Consider the following 14696-nt stretch of genomic DNA (forward strand, 5'->3'; position numbering starts at 1 on the left):
CTTCCCCGCCAGCCCGGCCATCCGACCCGCCGGATGCCTGCCTTCCGGGTTTAGGATGCGGGCGGGGCGAAGGCTAGTCCATCGGCCGGCGCGCGCCGACTTGCGCGGATCGCCCCGGCCGCCGCGCCGGAGGGCGCCCGCCGCTCAGGCCCGCAGCGCCACCCTGCCCTCCTGCGCCGCCGGGGCCGGGTCGCGCAGCACATAACCGCGGCCCCAGACGGTTTCGATGTAATTGTCGCCGCCCGTCGCCTCGGCCAGTTTCTTGCGCAGCTTGCAGATGAAGACGTCGATGATCTTCAGTTCCGGCTCGTCCATCCCGCCATAAAGATGGTTCAGGAACATCTCCTTGGTCAGCGTCGTGCCCTTGCGCAGCGACAGCAGTTCCAGCATCTGGTATTCCTTGCCGGTCAGATGGATCGGCGTGCCGTCGGTATCCACCGTCTTCGCGTCGAGATCGACGGCGATGCGCCCGGTGCGGATGACCGAATGCGAATGCCCCTTGGACCGGCGGACGATGGCATGGATCCGCGCCACCAGTTCCTCGCGGTGGAAGGGCTTGGTCATGTAATCGTCGGCGCCGAAGCCGAAGCCCTTCAGCTTGCTGTCGGTATCGTCCGCGCCCGACAGGATCAGGATCGGCGTGTCCACCTTGGCCAGCCGCAACTGGCGCAGCACGTCATGCCCGGTCATGTCGGGCAGGTTCAGGTCGAGAAGGATCAGGTCGTAATCGTAGAGCTTGGCCAGGTCGACGCCTTCCTCGCCCAGATCGGTGCAGTAGACGTTCAGGTTCGCGTGGGTCAGCATCAGTTCGATGCTGCGCGACGTGGCAGGGTCATCCTCGACCAGCAGGACTCGCATAAGGGATTCTCCACAGGCATCCGTCAGGAACCGACTTTCGGTTCATTTTCTTAACTGCACGTTACTGTGATCGGGCGCCGCACCGGTTCAATCTAAAGTTGACGATACTGTTTCAGCGCCGTGGTCCGGAGCGCGGTTTCGCCGTGACATTCCACGAGCCGGCACCATCCGTCGAACTCCTCCTCCGACAGGGCATAGCGGCTCAGCGCCTCGGCCCGCGGAATCAGGCCGGCCGCCACCGCGCGCACCACCAGCGCCTTGCGCCGCGCCACCCATCGGACCGTGTCTGCGGGGGGCAGATCGGCGCGGGTCATCACCGTGCCGTCCGCCATCGTCACCGCGCGGGGACCATCGACCTTCTTCAGAAACATGACCACCTGCCTGCTTGCCCTGCCCGACGCCGCGCAAGGCGGAGGGCCGATCGCCGCGCCCGCCCCTTGCCCAAGACGGCCGGAGGCTGCGGCCCTCGCGCTTAACGGGCCATGAAGCGCGGGCTTGTGAGTAGGCAGCATTTTCCTATATTCCGCCGGAACCAGCCCCATCCCCGCACGCAGCCCGCCGGAGCCTTCCATGCCGCTCGACCGTCATCCCGTGAACTCGCTGGGCTTTGCCAAGCCCCAGGCCGAGACGCGCGTGGTCGTCGCCATGTCGGGCGGCGTCGACAGTTCGGTCGTGGCCGCGATGCTGAAGGACGAGGGCTATGACGTGGTGGGCGTCACCCTGCAACTGTACGATCACGGGGCGGCGCTGGCCAAGAAGGGCGCCTGCTGCGCGGGCCGCGACATCCACGACGCCCGCCGCGTGGCCGAGACGATGGGCTTTCCGCATTACGTGCTGGATTACGAGAACGCCTTCCGCGAGGCGGTGATGGAGGAGTTCGCCGAAGCCTATCTGGGCGGCGCGACCCCGGTGCCCTGCATCCGCTGCAACGAGCGCGTGAAGTTCCGCGACCTGCTGGAAACCGCCAAGGATCTGGATGCCGACTGCATGGCGACCGGCCATTACATCCAGCGCAAGCTGGGCGCCGCCGGGCCGGAACTGCATTGCGCCGCCGATGCGAACCGCGACCAGAGCTATTTCCTGTTCTCGACCACGCCGGAACAGCTGTCCTACCTGCGCTTCCCGCTGGGGCATCTGGCCTCGAAGGCGGAAACCCGGGCGCTGGCGGCGAAATACGGGCTGCCGGTGGCGGACAAGCCCGACAGCCAGGACATCTGCTTCGTTCCCGAGGGCAACTATGCCGCGGTGATCGAAAAGCTGCGCCCCGGTGCGGGCCAGCCGGGCGAGATCGTGGATCAGGCGGGCAATGTGCTGGGCGAACATCGCGGCGTGATCCATTACACCATCGGCCAGCGCCGGGGCCTGGGCATCGGCGGCACGGGCGAGCCGCTTTACGTCATCCGGCTCGACCCGGCAGCGCGGCGGGTGATCGTCGGCCCGAAGACCGCGCTCGCCACCCGCACGATCCCGGTGCGCGAGATCAACTGGCTGGGCGATGCGGCCCTCGACAGCCGCGGCGAATGGCATGTGGCGGTCAAGGTGCGCTCCACCCGGCCGCCGCGCCCCGCGGTGATCCGCCCCCTGTCCGCCACCGAGGCGGAGGTGGAGCTGCTGGACCCGGAGGCCGGCGTCAGCCCCGGGCAGGCCTGCGTGTTCTACGATCCCGACAGCCCGCGCATCCTCGGCGGCGGCTGGATCTGGAAGGGGCGCTGAGCCCCTTCGCCTTCAGTTTATCAGATAGCTTTCCAGGCTGTCGTCCAGCGCCTCCTTCCAGGGCGTGTGATGGACCGGCGCCATCGTGCCGGTCATCACCGAGCGATAGCTGTGGTCGCGGAAGGCCATGATCCCCGCCTTCTTGTGGTCCTTCCATTCGAAGAAGGCCTCGCAGGCGCCATCGACGTCGAAGCTGGGATAATCCGTCTCGGCGATCAGCTCCTTCACGTAGTCGCCCTGATAGTGGATCGCGTCATGGGCATCCTGCCCCGCATCCTCGCCCGCCACGCGGGCGGCGACATCGGCCAGCAGCGCCTGCGGATCGTCGGGGATGGCGATGCGCCCGAGGATCGCGTCGCGCACCCACCAGGCCTGTGCGTCGAACATGTTGAAGGTAAACCACTGGTCCTGCATCCCCAGATAGAACAGCTTCGGGTTCTTCACCCAGACCACGCCCTTGTAGAGGTCGGCGGTCGCCAGCCGGTTCGCCGTCTTCAGGCGCAGATCGTCGGGCAGGAAGGGGAAATGGTGGCGATAGCCGGTGCAGAGGATGATTGCATCCACATGCCGGCTGCTGCCATCGGCGAAGCTGGCGGTGTTGCCCTCGACCCCGGTCAGGATCGGCACCTCGGCCCAGTTGTCGGGCCAGTCATAGCCCATGGGCGCGGTGCGATGCGACACGGTGATCGATTTCGCGCCGTATTTCCACAGCTGCGAGCCGATATCCTCGGCCGAATAGGAGGTGCCGATCAGCAGCATATCGCGGCCCGCGAATTCGCGCGCGTCGCGAAAGTCATGGGCATGCAGGATGCGGCCGTTGAAGGTGGCGAAGCCCGGATATTCCGGCACGTTCGGCACCGAGAAATGCCCCGAGGCGACGATGACGTGGTCGAACGTCTCGGAATAGATCCGGTCCGCCGCCAGGTCGTGGACGGTGACGGTGAACCGGTCCGTCTCCGCGTCGAAGGCGACCCAGCGGACGGCGGTGGAAAAGCGGATCCAGGGCCTGACGCCCGCCTTCAGCACCCGCCCCTCGATATAGTCGAACATCACCGCCCGCGGCGGATAGCTGGCGATCTGCTTGCCGAAATGCTCCTCGAAGCTGTAATCGGCGAATTCCAGCCCCTCCTTCGGGCCGTTGGTCCACAGATAGCGGTACATCGAGCAATGCACCGGCTCGCCATGTTCGTCGAGCCCGGTGCGCCAGGTGTAGTTCCACAACCCGCCCCAGTTCGCCTGCTTCTCGAAGCAGACCACCTCGGGGATGGGGTCCCCCTTGCGGGCGGCGGACTGGAAGGCGCGCAGCTGCGCAAGGCCGGACGGACCGGCCCCGATCACGCAAATTCTCATCGTGTTTCCCTGTCGTTCATGCCCGGTATCTCCGGGTCCGGTTGGATCGTCAGTCGGGGAAGATGCCGGGCGAGGTCGGCTGGCCGTCGTCATAGGGTTTCAGCCAGTCGATCGCGGTCTGGCGATAGCGGCTGAGCCCCTTGTATTCCACCAGTTCGGGCGGCAGGCTTTCCAGCACCCGCGGCAGGCGGCGGCCCCATTTCGGCACCGTCACGATCTGGTCGAGGCTCATCAGATAGCCGCGGATCGGGAACAGGATCGCGTTCGACCGCGGCAGCCGCCACAGGCTTTGCAGCTCTACCCGCAGATGCACCTTGCGCCCCGCATTCTGGGGCGTGACCGTCATCCGGTCCGGCCCCCAGTGCGGATAGCGTTCGGGGCTGGTGTCGAGCCGCGGGTTGATCGTCATCGTCCAGTTCAGCCGCCGCACCGGCTGGCCGAGCCGCAGGTTCAGCAGGAATTTCAGCGCCCGGTCGAACACCCCCATCTCATGCGCCAGGGGCACCGGCGCATGCCATTCGTGAAAGCTCATCCCCACGTCGAAATCCAGCGACCAGTCCGCCTGCGCGGTGATCATGCCCGCATCCATCCACAGGTTGCCGTCGCGCTGGTCGAGGATCGCGTGGTCGCCCTGGGTCTGACGGGCGATATAGTCGAAGGGTTCGCGCGGCAGGGTCGCGGGATCGCCGAAGGTGAAGGTATCGTCGATGCCCATCGGCCGGTTGATCCAGCGCCAGCGGTCGCCATCCTTCGTCAGGGTGAACAGATGCGGATAGGCCCGCGCCTGCTCCTCCATCAGCAGTTCCAGCACGTCCCACTGCGCCAGCATCATGTGCGGCAGCGCCTGATAGCGCAGCGGGTCCTCCTCCAGCACCCGCGCCCGGTCGGCCATTTCCGACAGGTAGTGTTCGTCCACGTCGATCAGATGCTCGAAGGCCGATCCGGGGCGGCCCGGCACATGCGGTTCGATGTTCACCGAATAGCGATAGCTGTCCTCGGCAAAGGGAAAGGGGAAATGCGGGATGTTGCCGGGGCTGTTGCGATAGCTGAAATCGTCGCGGAAGGTGCCCGGCAGGAAGGTCTCCGGGCGGTGGACGGCGGCGGTGGCGGAACCGGGCGGCATCGGCGATCTCCTACAGGTCGAGGACCAGCCGGTCGCCGGTGAAGCGCGACATGCAGGTCATGATGCGGTCGCCCGCCGCCCGTTCCCCGGGCGACAGGAAATGGTCGTTGTGCAGGATCGTGCCCCGCGCCTCGATCACGCGGGTGGCGCATTCGCCGCAGGCCCCGCCCCGGCACAGGCAGGGCGCGGCCACGCCCGCGGCCTCCAGCGCCTCCAGCAGGCTCTGGTCGCGGCCGACCGTGACCTCGATCCCTGACCGGGCCAGCGTCGCCGTGAAGGGATCGCCGGGCGGCGGCGCCTCGAACCGTTCGGCATGCAGCGCCTGGTCCGGCCAGCCGGCGTCCCGCGCGGCCTGCAGCGCCGCGGCCATCAGCGCGTCCGGCCCGCAGGTGTAAAGATGGGTGCCGAGCGGCTGATCCCCGACCACGGCGGCAAGGTCGATGCGGCGCCCCTCGTCGGAGGGGTAGAGCGTCACCCGCGCGCCGTGACGCGCCACCAGAAGGTCCGCGAAGGCGGCGGTGGCGCGGCTGCGGCAGGCATAATGCAGCTCGAAGGGCAGGCCCAGCCGGTCGAAGGTGGCGGTCATCGCCATGAAGGGCGTGATGCCGATGCCCCCCGCCACCATCACATGCCGCCGCCCGCGCCAGTCGGGCTGGAACAGGTTGGCGGGCTGGCCGGCCGACAGAAGGTCGCCCACCGCCAGCCGGTCGTGCAGGAAGGCCGATCCGCCCCGCGACCGCTCCGCCCGGCGCACGGCAATCTCATAGCCGCTGCGGTCCTCGGGGTCGGAACACAGCGAATAGGGGTTGCGGCGCAGCGTCGGGCCGTCGCGCATCGCCAGCACCAGATGCGCCCCGGCGGAAAAGGCCGGCAGCAGCCCGCCCGTCCGGGGCACCAGCCGGATGCGGCGGATGCCGGGGATGGCATCGTCGATCGCGGCGACCCGCAGCGCGAGTTCCGTCATCGGAAGGCCTCCTCTGCCGCCGGCGCGCTGCCCGGTTCCTCGGCATCGATGCAGACGCCCTGAAAGGCGCCGAGCCGGCGCGAGTAATGGTCGCGCACGAACAGGGTCAGCCCGCAGCCGGGGCAGGCACAGGGTTGGGTCGTCACCTCCTCGGCCACGGTCTTGCAATGCACGCATTGCACCCGCCGCGCCCGGTTGCCGCGATGTTCCGTCGCGACCGACAGCGGGTCGATCCCCGCCGCCTCTGCCACCACCAGCACCTGACCGATGAACCCCTCGCTGCCCGCCGCGTAAAGCCGGGTGCCCATCCGCGCGCCGTCGAGCAGCCCCGCCAGGCGGGAAAGCAGCGCGGCGAGGTCGGGCGCCTGCCACAGGCTCGCCGCGCCAAGCGCCGCCAGCGCCACGGCCTGCGCCGCACCGTCCGGGTCGCGCGGCAGGTAAAGGATATCGCTGCGGGTCAGTGCCCCGGCATCGGGGGCGAGGTCCGTCAGCGCCCCCGCCCCCGCACCTTCCAGCGCGAAGATGTGGCGCCGCGCCTGCGGGACCAGCGCAAGGCCGGGATAGACGGGCCGGCTGAGGAACGCTGCCGCCATGCCCGCCTCAGCCCACCGCCGTGCGTTTCAGCTTCTTCGGGTCGTCGAAGGGCAGTTCATGCGCCTTTGCCGCAAAGGTTTCCGCCCCCTTCACCGTCAGCGGCGTTCCCGCCACGGCGCAGTCGGGCGCGAGCCGGGCGATCGCCATCGACTGGCCGGTGATCGCGGAATAGCTGGGGCAGGTCACCACCCCCACCCGCCGGTCGCCCGCCCAGACCTCGTCCCCCAGACCGCAGGCATGGTCGGCCTCCAGCAGCAGGCCGAAGATGCGGAACCGCTCTTTCCCCTTCAGGCGGAAATGTTCCTCGGCACCCTTGAAGGCGGTCTTCCCCGGGCTGACGGTGAAGGTCAGCCCCAGTTCCCACAGGCTGTCGCCCGGGCCTTCGTCCGCAAAGGGATACATCTGCGAATTGTCGTAAGGGTAGAACAGCAGGTAGCTTTCCACCCGCAGCATGTCGAGCACCGAGAAGCAGCAGGGCACGATGCCCATTTCTGCCCCCTCGGACAGGATCGTGTCCCAGATCAGCGGCGCGTCCTGCCCGCGGCAGAAGATCTCGTAGCCGCGTTCGCCGGTATAGCCGGTGCGCGAGATCGTCACCGGCGCGCCGAAGAGCGTGGCCGGCATGTGGTGGAAGTATTTCAGGTCGCGGATACCCGGCACATGGCGGGCAAGGTAATCCACCGCCACCGGCCCCTGCAGCGACAGGTCGTGCAGGTCGTCGTCGAACAGCACCGCGCAGTTGCGGCCCATCGCGGCCTTCACCACCTCCTCATGCGCGGACCCGGAGCCGTGCACCAGCATCCAGGCATTCGGGCCGGTCCGGTAGATGATGCAGTCGTCGGTGAAGAAGCCCTTTTCGTTCAGCAGGCAGGCATAGACGGACCGGCCCGGCGTCACCTTCGACATGTCGCGCGTGGTAATCCAGTCCAGCACGGCGATGGCATGCGGCCCGACGAGGTGCATCTTCTTCAGGCCCGACACGTCCATCAGCCCGGCCTTGGTGCGGATGGCGGTGTGTTCCTCCTGGATGTCCTTGGCATAGGTCCAGGCGGTGCCCATCCCGCTCCAGTCCTCCAGCGCCGATCCAAGCGCGCGATGCCTGTCCGCAAGGGCCGAGAAACGCCAGCTCAGCGCCATGATCACTCCCTGATGTTTTATTTTCTGGAATAGTTATTTCTTGATGATAGGCAGCGATTGCCGCGTCGCAAGAAGAATCTCGCAGTTGCGGCAGAATTCTGCGGCAGGTGCACAAGGATCGGCCGCCCCGCCCCGACCGGGCCGGCGGACAGGGTCCGTCACGGGGGAGCGGGGGACAGGGCGCCGGTCAGCGCCGGTCGCCGTTGGCCTGCGGATAGCTGATGATCGACAGATAGCGCGCCGGCAGGCTGACCAGCTGTTCCGGCCCGTGCGGCGCATCCGCGTCGAAGAACAGGCTGTCGCCGGGCCGCATGTGGAACAGCTGGTCGGCATGGCGATAGACCACCTCGCCCTCCAGCATGTAGAGGAACTCCATGCCCTCGTGCTGGAAGGTGGGGAAGATATCGGCATTGTCCGACAGGGTGATCAGGTAGGGTTCGACCACCACGCCCGAGGTGTTGTTGTCGATATGGCCCAGCAGGTTGTACTGGTGTCCGGCCCGGGTGCCGCGCCGTTCCAGCTCCACCCCCTCGCCCGCCCGGACGAAGACCGCGTTGCGCGGCTCCTCATAGCCGCGGAAGAAGGCGGTCAGCGGCACCCCGAGCCCGCGCGACAGCGCCTGCAGGGTCGAGAGCGAGGGCGAGATGTTGCCGTTCTCGATCTTCGACAGCATCCCCAGCGACAGGCCGGTGGCATTGGCCAGATCGGTGACGGTGATGCCCAGCTTCTTGCGGAAGGTGCGCACCTCGTGCCCGATGGCCAGTTCCAGCCGGTTCTCGCGCGGCTCGCGCAGCGCGTGCGGGTCCTGGGTCAGCGGTACGGGGCGCTTGGCATCGTCCAAGGGGCAGTCCTTCCGGGAATCCTTGCACCGGAGGCCCGGCGCATTTCACTGCTGATTACCGCAATGCGCCTTCCGGGGAAAGACGATCCGCCGCGCGGATCCGCTCAGGCCAGCCCCCGCGGCCGCAGCTTCTGCGGATCGTATTGCGCCAGTCCCGTGACCTCGGCCGGGATCCGCTTCATCTGCCCGTCCAGCCGCCCGACCTCCAGCCGCGTGCCTTGCGCGGCATGGACCGGCTCCAGCCGCGCGAGCGCGATCTGCCGGCCCAGCACCGGCGAATGGGTGGCCGAGGTGACCACCCCCACCTGCGCCCGGCCCAGAAACACGCCGTCGCCATGCGCCACCGCATCGCGCCCCTGCAGCGCCAGTCCCGCCAGCACCTGCCGCGGATGGGCCTTGCGCGGCTCGATCGCCGCGCGGCCGCAGAAGTCGTCGGCCTTGCCCTTCAGCGCCACGGCGAAACCCAGCCCCGCCTCGAACGGGTCGGTCCGGTCGGTGAATTCGTGGCCCGCGAAGACCAGCCCCGCCTCGATCCGCAGCATGTCGAGCGCGGCAAGGCCCATGGGGATCAGCCCGTGCGGCGCACCCGCCGCCATCACCGCCTCCAGCACCCGGCCCGCATCCTTGGGGTCGCAGAAGACCTCATAGCCCAGTTCGCCGGTATAGCCGGTGCGCGACACCACCACCGGAATCCCCTCGAACCCGCCGATCCGGCCCACGGTGAAGCGGAACCAGTCCAGATCGGCCAGCGGCACGCGGTTCGGCGCCGTCCAGACCAGATCGCGCAGGATCTCGCGCGAGGCCGGACCCTGCACCGCGATGTTGTGCAGCCGGTCGGTCGAGGACCGGACCCAGGCCCGGTAGCCCATCCGCCCGGCCTGTTCGCGCAGCCACAGCCCGCTGGCATCGTCGCCGCCGATCCAGCGCCAGGCCATCTCGCCCATGCGGAACAGGGTGCCGTCATCGACCATGCCGCCATGGTCGTAGCACATGGCGGAATAGACCACCTGCCCCACCGACAGTTTCGACACGTCGCGGGTCAGGCACCATTGCAGCAGCGCCCCGGCATCCGGCCCGGTCACCTCGTATTTGCGCAGCGCCGACAGGTCGATCACCGCCGCCGCCTCGCGGCAGGCGCGGTATTCGGCGATCCGGCCCGCCCGCGTCTCCTGCGGCAGCCAGAAGCCGCGATACTCGACATGCTCGGTCACATGCGGGGCGAGCGCGGCATGAAAGCCGGTCTCCCTGGTCAGTTCGGGTTCGGCATCGGGGGTCATGCGCCAGGCCACGGCTCTCTGGAAGGTCTCGCGCCCGGAATAGGTGCGAATGTGGATGTCGGTCAGGTCCCAGCCATTGGCGGGGTCGATGTCGTCGGGGCAGGAGGACGAGACGCAGACCAGATCGGTCAGCGCCCGCATCAGCACATAATCGCCGGGCCGCGACCACGGTTCGTCGAAATAGAGCTGGTTCAGGTGATCGACGCCGGTGTTGTAGAAGAAATTCAGCGCCTCCCACCCCTTGCGGGCAGCGACGCCGAACGGGTTCAGCGCGGCGTTGAAATTGTCGCTGCAATTCGGATGGCCCGGATAGCCCTGATCCTCGTAATAGCGGGCGTTGCAGGCGGTGGCGAAGGCGTCGTGCCGGCCGACCGTGTCCTGCACGATTTCCACCAGCGGCTGGAAATCGCGGTCGAAGGCCTTCGACGGCAGGCCCGGCGCCGGATAGCTGCGCCCGGTCAGGGTGCGGGTGATGGTGGCGTCCAGCGCATGTTCGATGCCGCGGTCGAGCTTGCGCGCGTCGAAGCACTGGAAATCGCTGCATTGCCGACCGTCGACGTCGATCACCTGGATCCACTCGCCCGCCCGCACGGTGAAGGCGCGGGCGCTGGCCGGGCGGATGCGCAGATCGGTCAGCGGCTCGGCCAGCGGGTCGGGCAGCCGGTCGGCATAGGCGCGCCGGCCCGGGGCGCGGGTGACGAACAGGTGCAGGGGCGTCGCCGTCTCGGCACTGTCGGGGGCTGCGGGCGGTCGCGGCGCCACGGCGATCAGCAGCCCCGGCTCTGCCGCCGTCATTCGGACCCGGTCGCCCGCGCGGCTGTCCGGCCCGAACAGCCGCAGCGCCCGGCCCTGCGCCGGGTCCGCGCCCGCCCGCAGCAGCGCCGCGGCAAGGCGGCGGCCCGATCCGTCCGCCGCCGCCAGCAGCGCCTGCAGCGCGCCCGCCGGTCCGTCGCCGGCAAGGCCGAGCGCCCCGGTCCGGAACCGCCCGTCCCGGGTGACGAAGGACAGCTCGCACACCTGCCCGCCCTCGATATCCACCAGTTCCAGCGCCTCGCCTGCCGCCAGCCGCAGCGTCACCGATCCCCCCGCCGGCACGCGGTGACGTTCCACCCCCGGCGGCAGCGCGGGCTGCCCGGGCCGGCGCAACAGGCTGGCGGCGGGGGGCGACAGGAGCATGGGGGCGGCGGACCTCGCGGAACGGCGGTTCGGAGCGATCTTCCGCCGCGACCGGCGCGGCTGTAAAGTCGGAATATTGCCCTACAGGAATTTTAGTTTATTAGCAGGACGCAACAGCCGATTCGAACAGCAACGGGCCGCGCCCTGCGACGCGGCCCGCCGGACTGCCCTTCGGGACGGCTCAGCCGTGCTTCTTCGCCATATGCATCTCGTGCGCGGCCATGCGGAAGATCGTGTAGACGCAGGCGGCGACGCCGGCGAGGATCAGGAAGCCCACGACGGCGGGCTTGTCGGCGAAGGTGTAATAGACCTCGGCGCCGTCCCAGCTGGTGATCGGTGCGGTGTTCATCTGTGCTCTCCTGGACTGGGGATCATTCCGCCGGCGAGACCGGCGACAGGTCGAAGGCCGGCACCGCCGCCTCGGGATAGGCCTTGGCCGGGATCTCGACCTTGTCGAGCCCCGCCAGTTCCACACCCTGGCTCACGCGCAGCAGGCCCACGGATTTCAGCACGAAGGACAGCACCCAACCCGGCACGAAGCCCAGCAGGACGAAGACCGCCGCGCTCATCAGCTGGCCGGTGAAGCTGATCGCCGGACCCTCGACGTTCAGGTAGCCCGAGGCCAGCAGCCCCGCCATCACCAGCCCGTAGACGCCCGAACAGCCATGCACGGCCACCGCGCCCACCGCGTCGTCGATCTTCATCCGGACGACGATGAAATCGTTGATCTTCGGGATGATCACCCCGCCGATGAACGAGACGAGGAAGGCCAGACCCGGATAGTAGAGGTCCAGCGCCGGCGCCGAGGAGATGACCCCGATCAGCGCGCCGGACATCATCCAGAACGGATCGCGCGTCATCAGATAGGCGCCGATCATGCCGCCCGCCACGCCCATCAGCGTGTTGAAGGCAAAGGCCGACAGCGTGGTGGGGGTGTTGTAGATCGTCAGCCACCCGTCGGGCGTGTAGATGATGCAGCCGCCGAGGAAGCCGAAGAAGCCCATCACGATCAGCATCAGCCCGATCAGCGACATCGGCATGTTGTGGCCCGGGATCTCGTTCAGCGTGCCGTCCGGGTTGTAGCGGCCCATCCGCGGGCCGAGGTTCATCAATACGCCGAGCGTGAAGAAGCCGGCGATGGTGTGGACGCAGCCCGCCGCGCCCACGTCATGCAGGCCCCAGACCGAGGTCAGCCAGCCCGACGGATGCCAGCCCCAGGCGGCGCCGAGGATCCAGACGACCGAACCCAGCACGATGGCGAGGATGGTGAAGCCCGACATGCGGATCCGCTCGATGACCGAGCCGGACATGATCGAGGCGGTGGTGGCGGCAAACAGGGTAAAGGCCGCATAGAAGATGCCCGAGGCCTGGTCTGCGAGGTTCGGCCCCATGTTTGCCGACCAGGGCAGCGCGCCCGGCGCGGCGGCGGGGATGATCCCGCCGGGGAAGGCGTTGTAGATCCACCAGCCGACATAATAGAAGGACGGCACGAGGAAGGCGAAGGCCAGCAGGTTCTTGATGCCCGAGGCCAGCGCGTTCTTGGACCGCGACGCGCCCATTTCATAGGCGAGGAAGCCGGCGTGGATCGCCAGCATCAGGGCGGTGCACCACCAGTAGAATATCTCGATATTGAGCGTGTTGACCGAGGCGATCGCCGCCTCCAGCGCGGCGATCTGGGCCTCGAGGTCGGGCGTGGTCTCTTCCATGGGTTTCCCTTCGCTGTTGGACAGTCAGTCGTTTTTCGACTCTTTGGAAGCGTTTCCTCAAGATAATATTCTATAATCGGCAGGAATTTTTGCAACGCAGCATTTTCCGTTGCAGCATCGGGGGTTGCAACTGCGGCAAGCTTCCTGCCGGGGCGGCACGGTTGCGATCCGTCGCAGGTGCGCGCCCCGCAGCTATGTTCTAGCCGCCTTGCAAACCGCGCATTCCTTGCGTCCAGCGCATGACGGGCATGGCGCTTTCTGCGTTGCAGAAAGAGACCGGCAACCCCATTTTCCGCTCACGGGCAGAACGACGCCGCCCGACCGAACCCAAGGAAGCCCGACCATGACGACCCTCACGCTCGACCACGCGCCCCGCCGCAGCCCGCTTGCCGCGATCGGCGAGATCTTCCGCATCTTCGAGGCCGCCGTCAGCGCCTCTGCCGACATCCAGGCACATCGCCGCCCCGACGACGCGACGCTGCGCGCGCTCGGCATCGAACCCGCCGCCTTCCCGGCCCTGCACTGACCGCACCGGCCGCCGTCCGCGGCCTCGCCCGCGGTCCGTGGAAGAGAAAAGGCCCGCCGTGCAACCGGCGGGCCTTTCTGCTGTCTGGCGTCACGGGTGACGGTCAGGCGGGCGCATCCGCCGCATGGCCGTTTTCCCGGTTCCACCGGATCGAGGACCACAGCGAGATGCCGATCAGCGCCGCGCCGCCCAGGCCGGTGATGACCTCGGGGATGTGGAACAGCGTCTGCACATACATGATCACCGACAGGATCAGGATCGCGTAGAAGGCGCCGTGTTCCAGATAGCGGTACTGCGCGAGCGTCCCCTTCTCGACCAGCATGATCGTCATCGAACGCACATACATCGCGCCGATGCCGAGGCCGATGGCGATGATGAACAGGTTCTGCGTCAGCGCGAAGGCCCCGATCACCCCGTCGAAGGAGAACGAGGCGTCCAGCACTTCCAGATAGAGGAAGGCGCCGAGCCCGCCCTTGGCCGCGCCGGACATCGCCTCTTCGTTCTTGTCGAGGATGCCGCCCAGCACCTCGACCAGCAGGAAGGTCAGCAGACCCCAGATCGCCGACGAGATGAAGACGCCCGCCTGCGCCGGGGGCACCAGCCGCGAGAAGACCAGCATGATCACCAGCACCACCGCGATCTCGATCCCGCGGATCGAGGAATAGCGCGAGGCCCAGTCTTCCAGCGCATGGACCCAGTGTACGTCCTTTTCGTGGTCGAAGAAGAAGTTCAGCGCCACCATCATCAGGAAGGTCCCGCCGAAGGCCGCGATCGGCAGATGCGCGTCATGCATGATCTCGGCATATTGCTCGGGCTCGGAGGCGGCCAGAACCACCGCCTGCCACGGGCCGATCTTGGCCGCGATCACGACGATCAGCACCGGGAACAGGATCCGCATCCCGAAGACGGCGATGACGATGCCCCAGGTCAGGAAGCGGTGCTGCCACTTCGGCGTCATTTCCTTCAGCTTGTTGGCGTTGACGATCGCGTTGTCGAAGGACAGCGAGATTTCCAGCACCGCCAGCACGCAGCAGATGAAGAAGACCTTCATCGCCCCGGCGATCGTATGTTCGGTGGAAAAGCCGAGCCACGCGCCGAGCGCGAGGCCGATCGCCGTGACGATGAAGGCCCATCTGAAATAGCCCAGCGTCGAGCTGTGCGAGATCGGTTGCGTGGTCATTGCTGGCGCTCCGTGCAGAGGGCGCAGGCAGGCAGGGCGCGCAGGCGGCCCTGAGGGCGCGCAGGGGCGCGCGCGTCGCGCGGGTGAGTGAGAGTCATGAAATCTGGTTCCGCCGGCTTCACATCCTGGCGGCGCCGACATCGCGAGAGCGCCGATTACTCTCGCCAGAGGGGCCCGGTCACCGTCGCGCGCCCGGGATCGCGGGCGCGCATGTTCCCCCATCTACCGCAAATCCGGCAAAGGTCAATATT

Annotated in this window: 14 protein-coding genes; 2 read left to right on the plus strand and 12 right to left on the minus strand. The window is 67.8% G+C overall.

The annotated features are described in order from the left end of the window. Positions 1 to 144: 144 nt before the first annotated feature. Together ctrA and sciP are read right to left on the minus strand one after the other, a co-directional pair. Positions 145 to 858, minus strand: coding sequence for a response regulator transcription factor CtrA (ctrA, locus tag EEY80_RS13635; RefSeq protein WP_126977252.1), 714 nt, complete (start codon positions 856 to 858; stop codon positions 145 to 147). A gap of 92 nt (positions 859 to 950) precedes the next feature. Further along, positions 951 to 1229 carry a CtrA inhibitor SciP gene (sciP, locus tag EEY80_RS13640; RefSeq protein ID WP_126977254.1) on the minus strand — a complete coding sequence of 93 codons (279 nt, stop codon included), beginning with the start codon at positions 1227 to 1229 and terminating at the stop codon, positions 951 to 953. Positions 1230 to 1428: 199 nt separating this feature from the next. Between sciP and mnmA the strand changes: the two genes are divergently transcribed. Beyond that, positions 1429 to 2571 carry a tRNA 2-thiouridine(34) synthase MnmA gene (mnmA, locus tag EEY80_RS13645; RefSeq protein WP_126977256.1) on the plus strand — a complete coding sequence of 381 codons (1143 nt, stop codon included), beginning with the start codon at positions 1429 to 1431 and terminating at the stop codon, positions 2569 to 2571. A gap of 12 nt (positions 2572 to 2583) precedes the next feature. On the opposite strand, the gene EEY80_RS13650 is transcribed toward mnmA, so the two are convergent. From EEY80_RS13650 to EEY80_RS13685, 9 genes are all read right to left on the minus strand, one after another. Beyond that, positions 2584 to 3921, minus strand: a complete 1338-nt coding sequence (locus tag EEY80_RS13650; protein WP_126977258.1) for an NAD(P)-binding domain-containing protein — start codon at positions 3919 to 3921, stop codon at positions 2584 to 2586. 49 nt (positions 3922 to 3970) lie between these two features. Continuing rightward, entirely contained in the window at positions 3971 to 5044 is a 1074-nt protein-coding gene (locus EEY80_RS13655; protein ID WP_126977260.1) for a heme-dependent oxidative N-demethylase family protein, read from the minus strand. 10 nt (positions 5045 to 5054) lie between these two features. Continuing rightward, complete coding sequence (locus EEY80_RS13660) at positions 5055 to 6008, minus strand: PDR/VanB family oxidoreductase (RefSeq protein WP_126977262.1); 954 nt, start codon at positions 6006 to 6008, stop codon at positions 5055 to 5057. Next, on the minus strand, positions 6005 to 6601 hold the full coding sequence (locus EEY80_RS13665; RefSeq protein ID WP_126977264.1) for a dimethylamine monooxygenase subunit DmmA family protein: 597 nt from the start codon (positions 6599 to 6601) through the stop codon (positions 6005 to 6007). Before EEY80_RS13665 ends, EEY80_RS13660 begins: the two co-directional genes overlap by 4 nt. Before the next feature lie 7 nt (positions 6602 to 6608). After that, positions 6609 to 7739: an aminomethyltransferase family protein gene (locus tag EEY80_RS13670; RefSeq protein ID WP_126977266.1), complete on the minus strand. Its 1131-nt coding sequence runs from the start codon at positions 7737 to 7739 to the stop codon at positions 6609 to 6611. A gap of 187 nt (positions 7740 to 7926) precedes the next feature. Continuing rightward, entirely contained in the window at positions 7927 to 8580 is a 654-nt protein-coding gene (locus EEY80_RS13675; protein WP_126977268.1) for a helix-turn-helix domain-containing protein, read from the minus strand. Between the two features lie 104 nt (positions 8581 to 8684). Further along, complete coding sequence (locus tag EEY80_RS13680) at positions 8685 to 11033, minus strand: DUF1989 domain-containing protein (protein WP_126977270.1); 2349 nt, start codon at positions 11031 to 11033, stop codon at positions 8685 to 8687. 181 nt (positions 11034 to 11214) lie between these two features. Then, positions 11215 to 11382 carry a hypothetical protein gene (locus EEY80_RS20130; RefSeq protein WP_164738259.1) on the minus strand — a complete coding sequence of 56 codons (168 nt, stop codon included), beginning with the start codon at positions 11380 to 11382 and terminating at the stop codon, positions 11215 to 11217. Positions 11383 to 11404: 22 nt separating this feature from the next. After that, a complete protein-coding gene (locus EEY80_RS13685; RefSeq protein WP_126977272.1) occupies positions 11405 to 12739 on the minus strand; it encodes an ammonium transporter in 1335 nt (444 codons plus the stop codon). Positions 12740 to 13082: 343 nt separating this feature from the next. Here EEY80_RS13685 and EEY80_RS13690 point away from each other — a divergent pair, with 343 nt between their 5' ends. Continuing rightward, positions 13083 to 13265, plus strand: a complete 183-nt coding sequence (locus EEY80_RS13690; RefSeq protein ID WP_126977274.1) for a hypothetical protein — start codon at positions 13083 to 13085, stop codon at positions 13263 to 13265. Positions 13266 to 13368: 103 nt separating this feature from the next. Here EEY80_RS13690 and EEY80_RS13695 read toward each other — a convergent pair whose 3' ends face one another. Continuing rightward, positions 13369 to 14445: a DUF475 domain-containing protein gene (locus EEY80_RS13695; RefSeq protein ID WP_126977276.1), complete on the minus strand. Its 1077-nt coding sequence runs from the start codon at positions 14443 to 14445 to the stop codon at positions 13369 to 13371. Between the last annotated feature and the right edge of the window lie 251 nt (positions 14446 to 14696).

Source organism: Frigidibacter oleivorans (assembly GCF_003993775.1).
Classification (GTDB): domain Bacteria; phylum Pseudomonadota; class Alphaproteobacteria; order Rhodobacterales; family Rhodobacteraceae; genus Frigidibacter; species Frigidibacter oleivorans.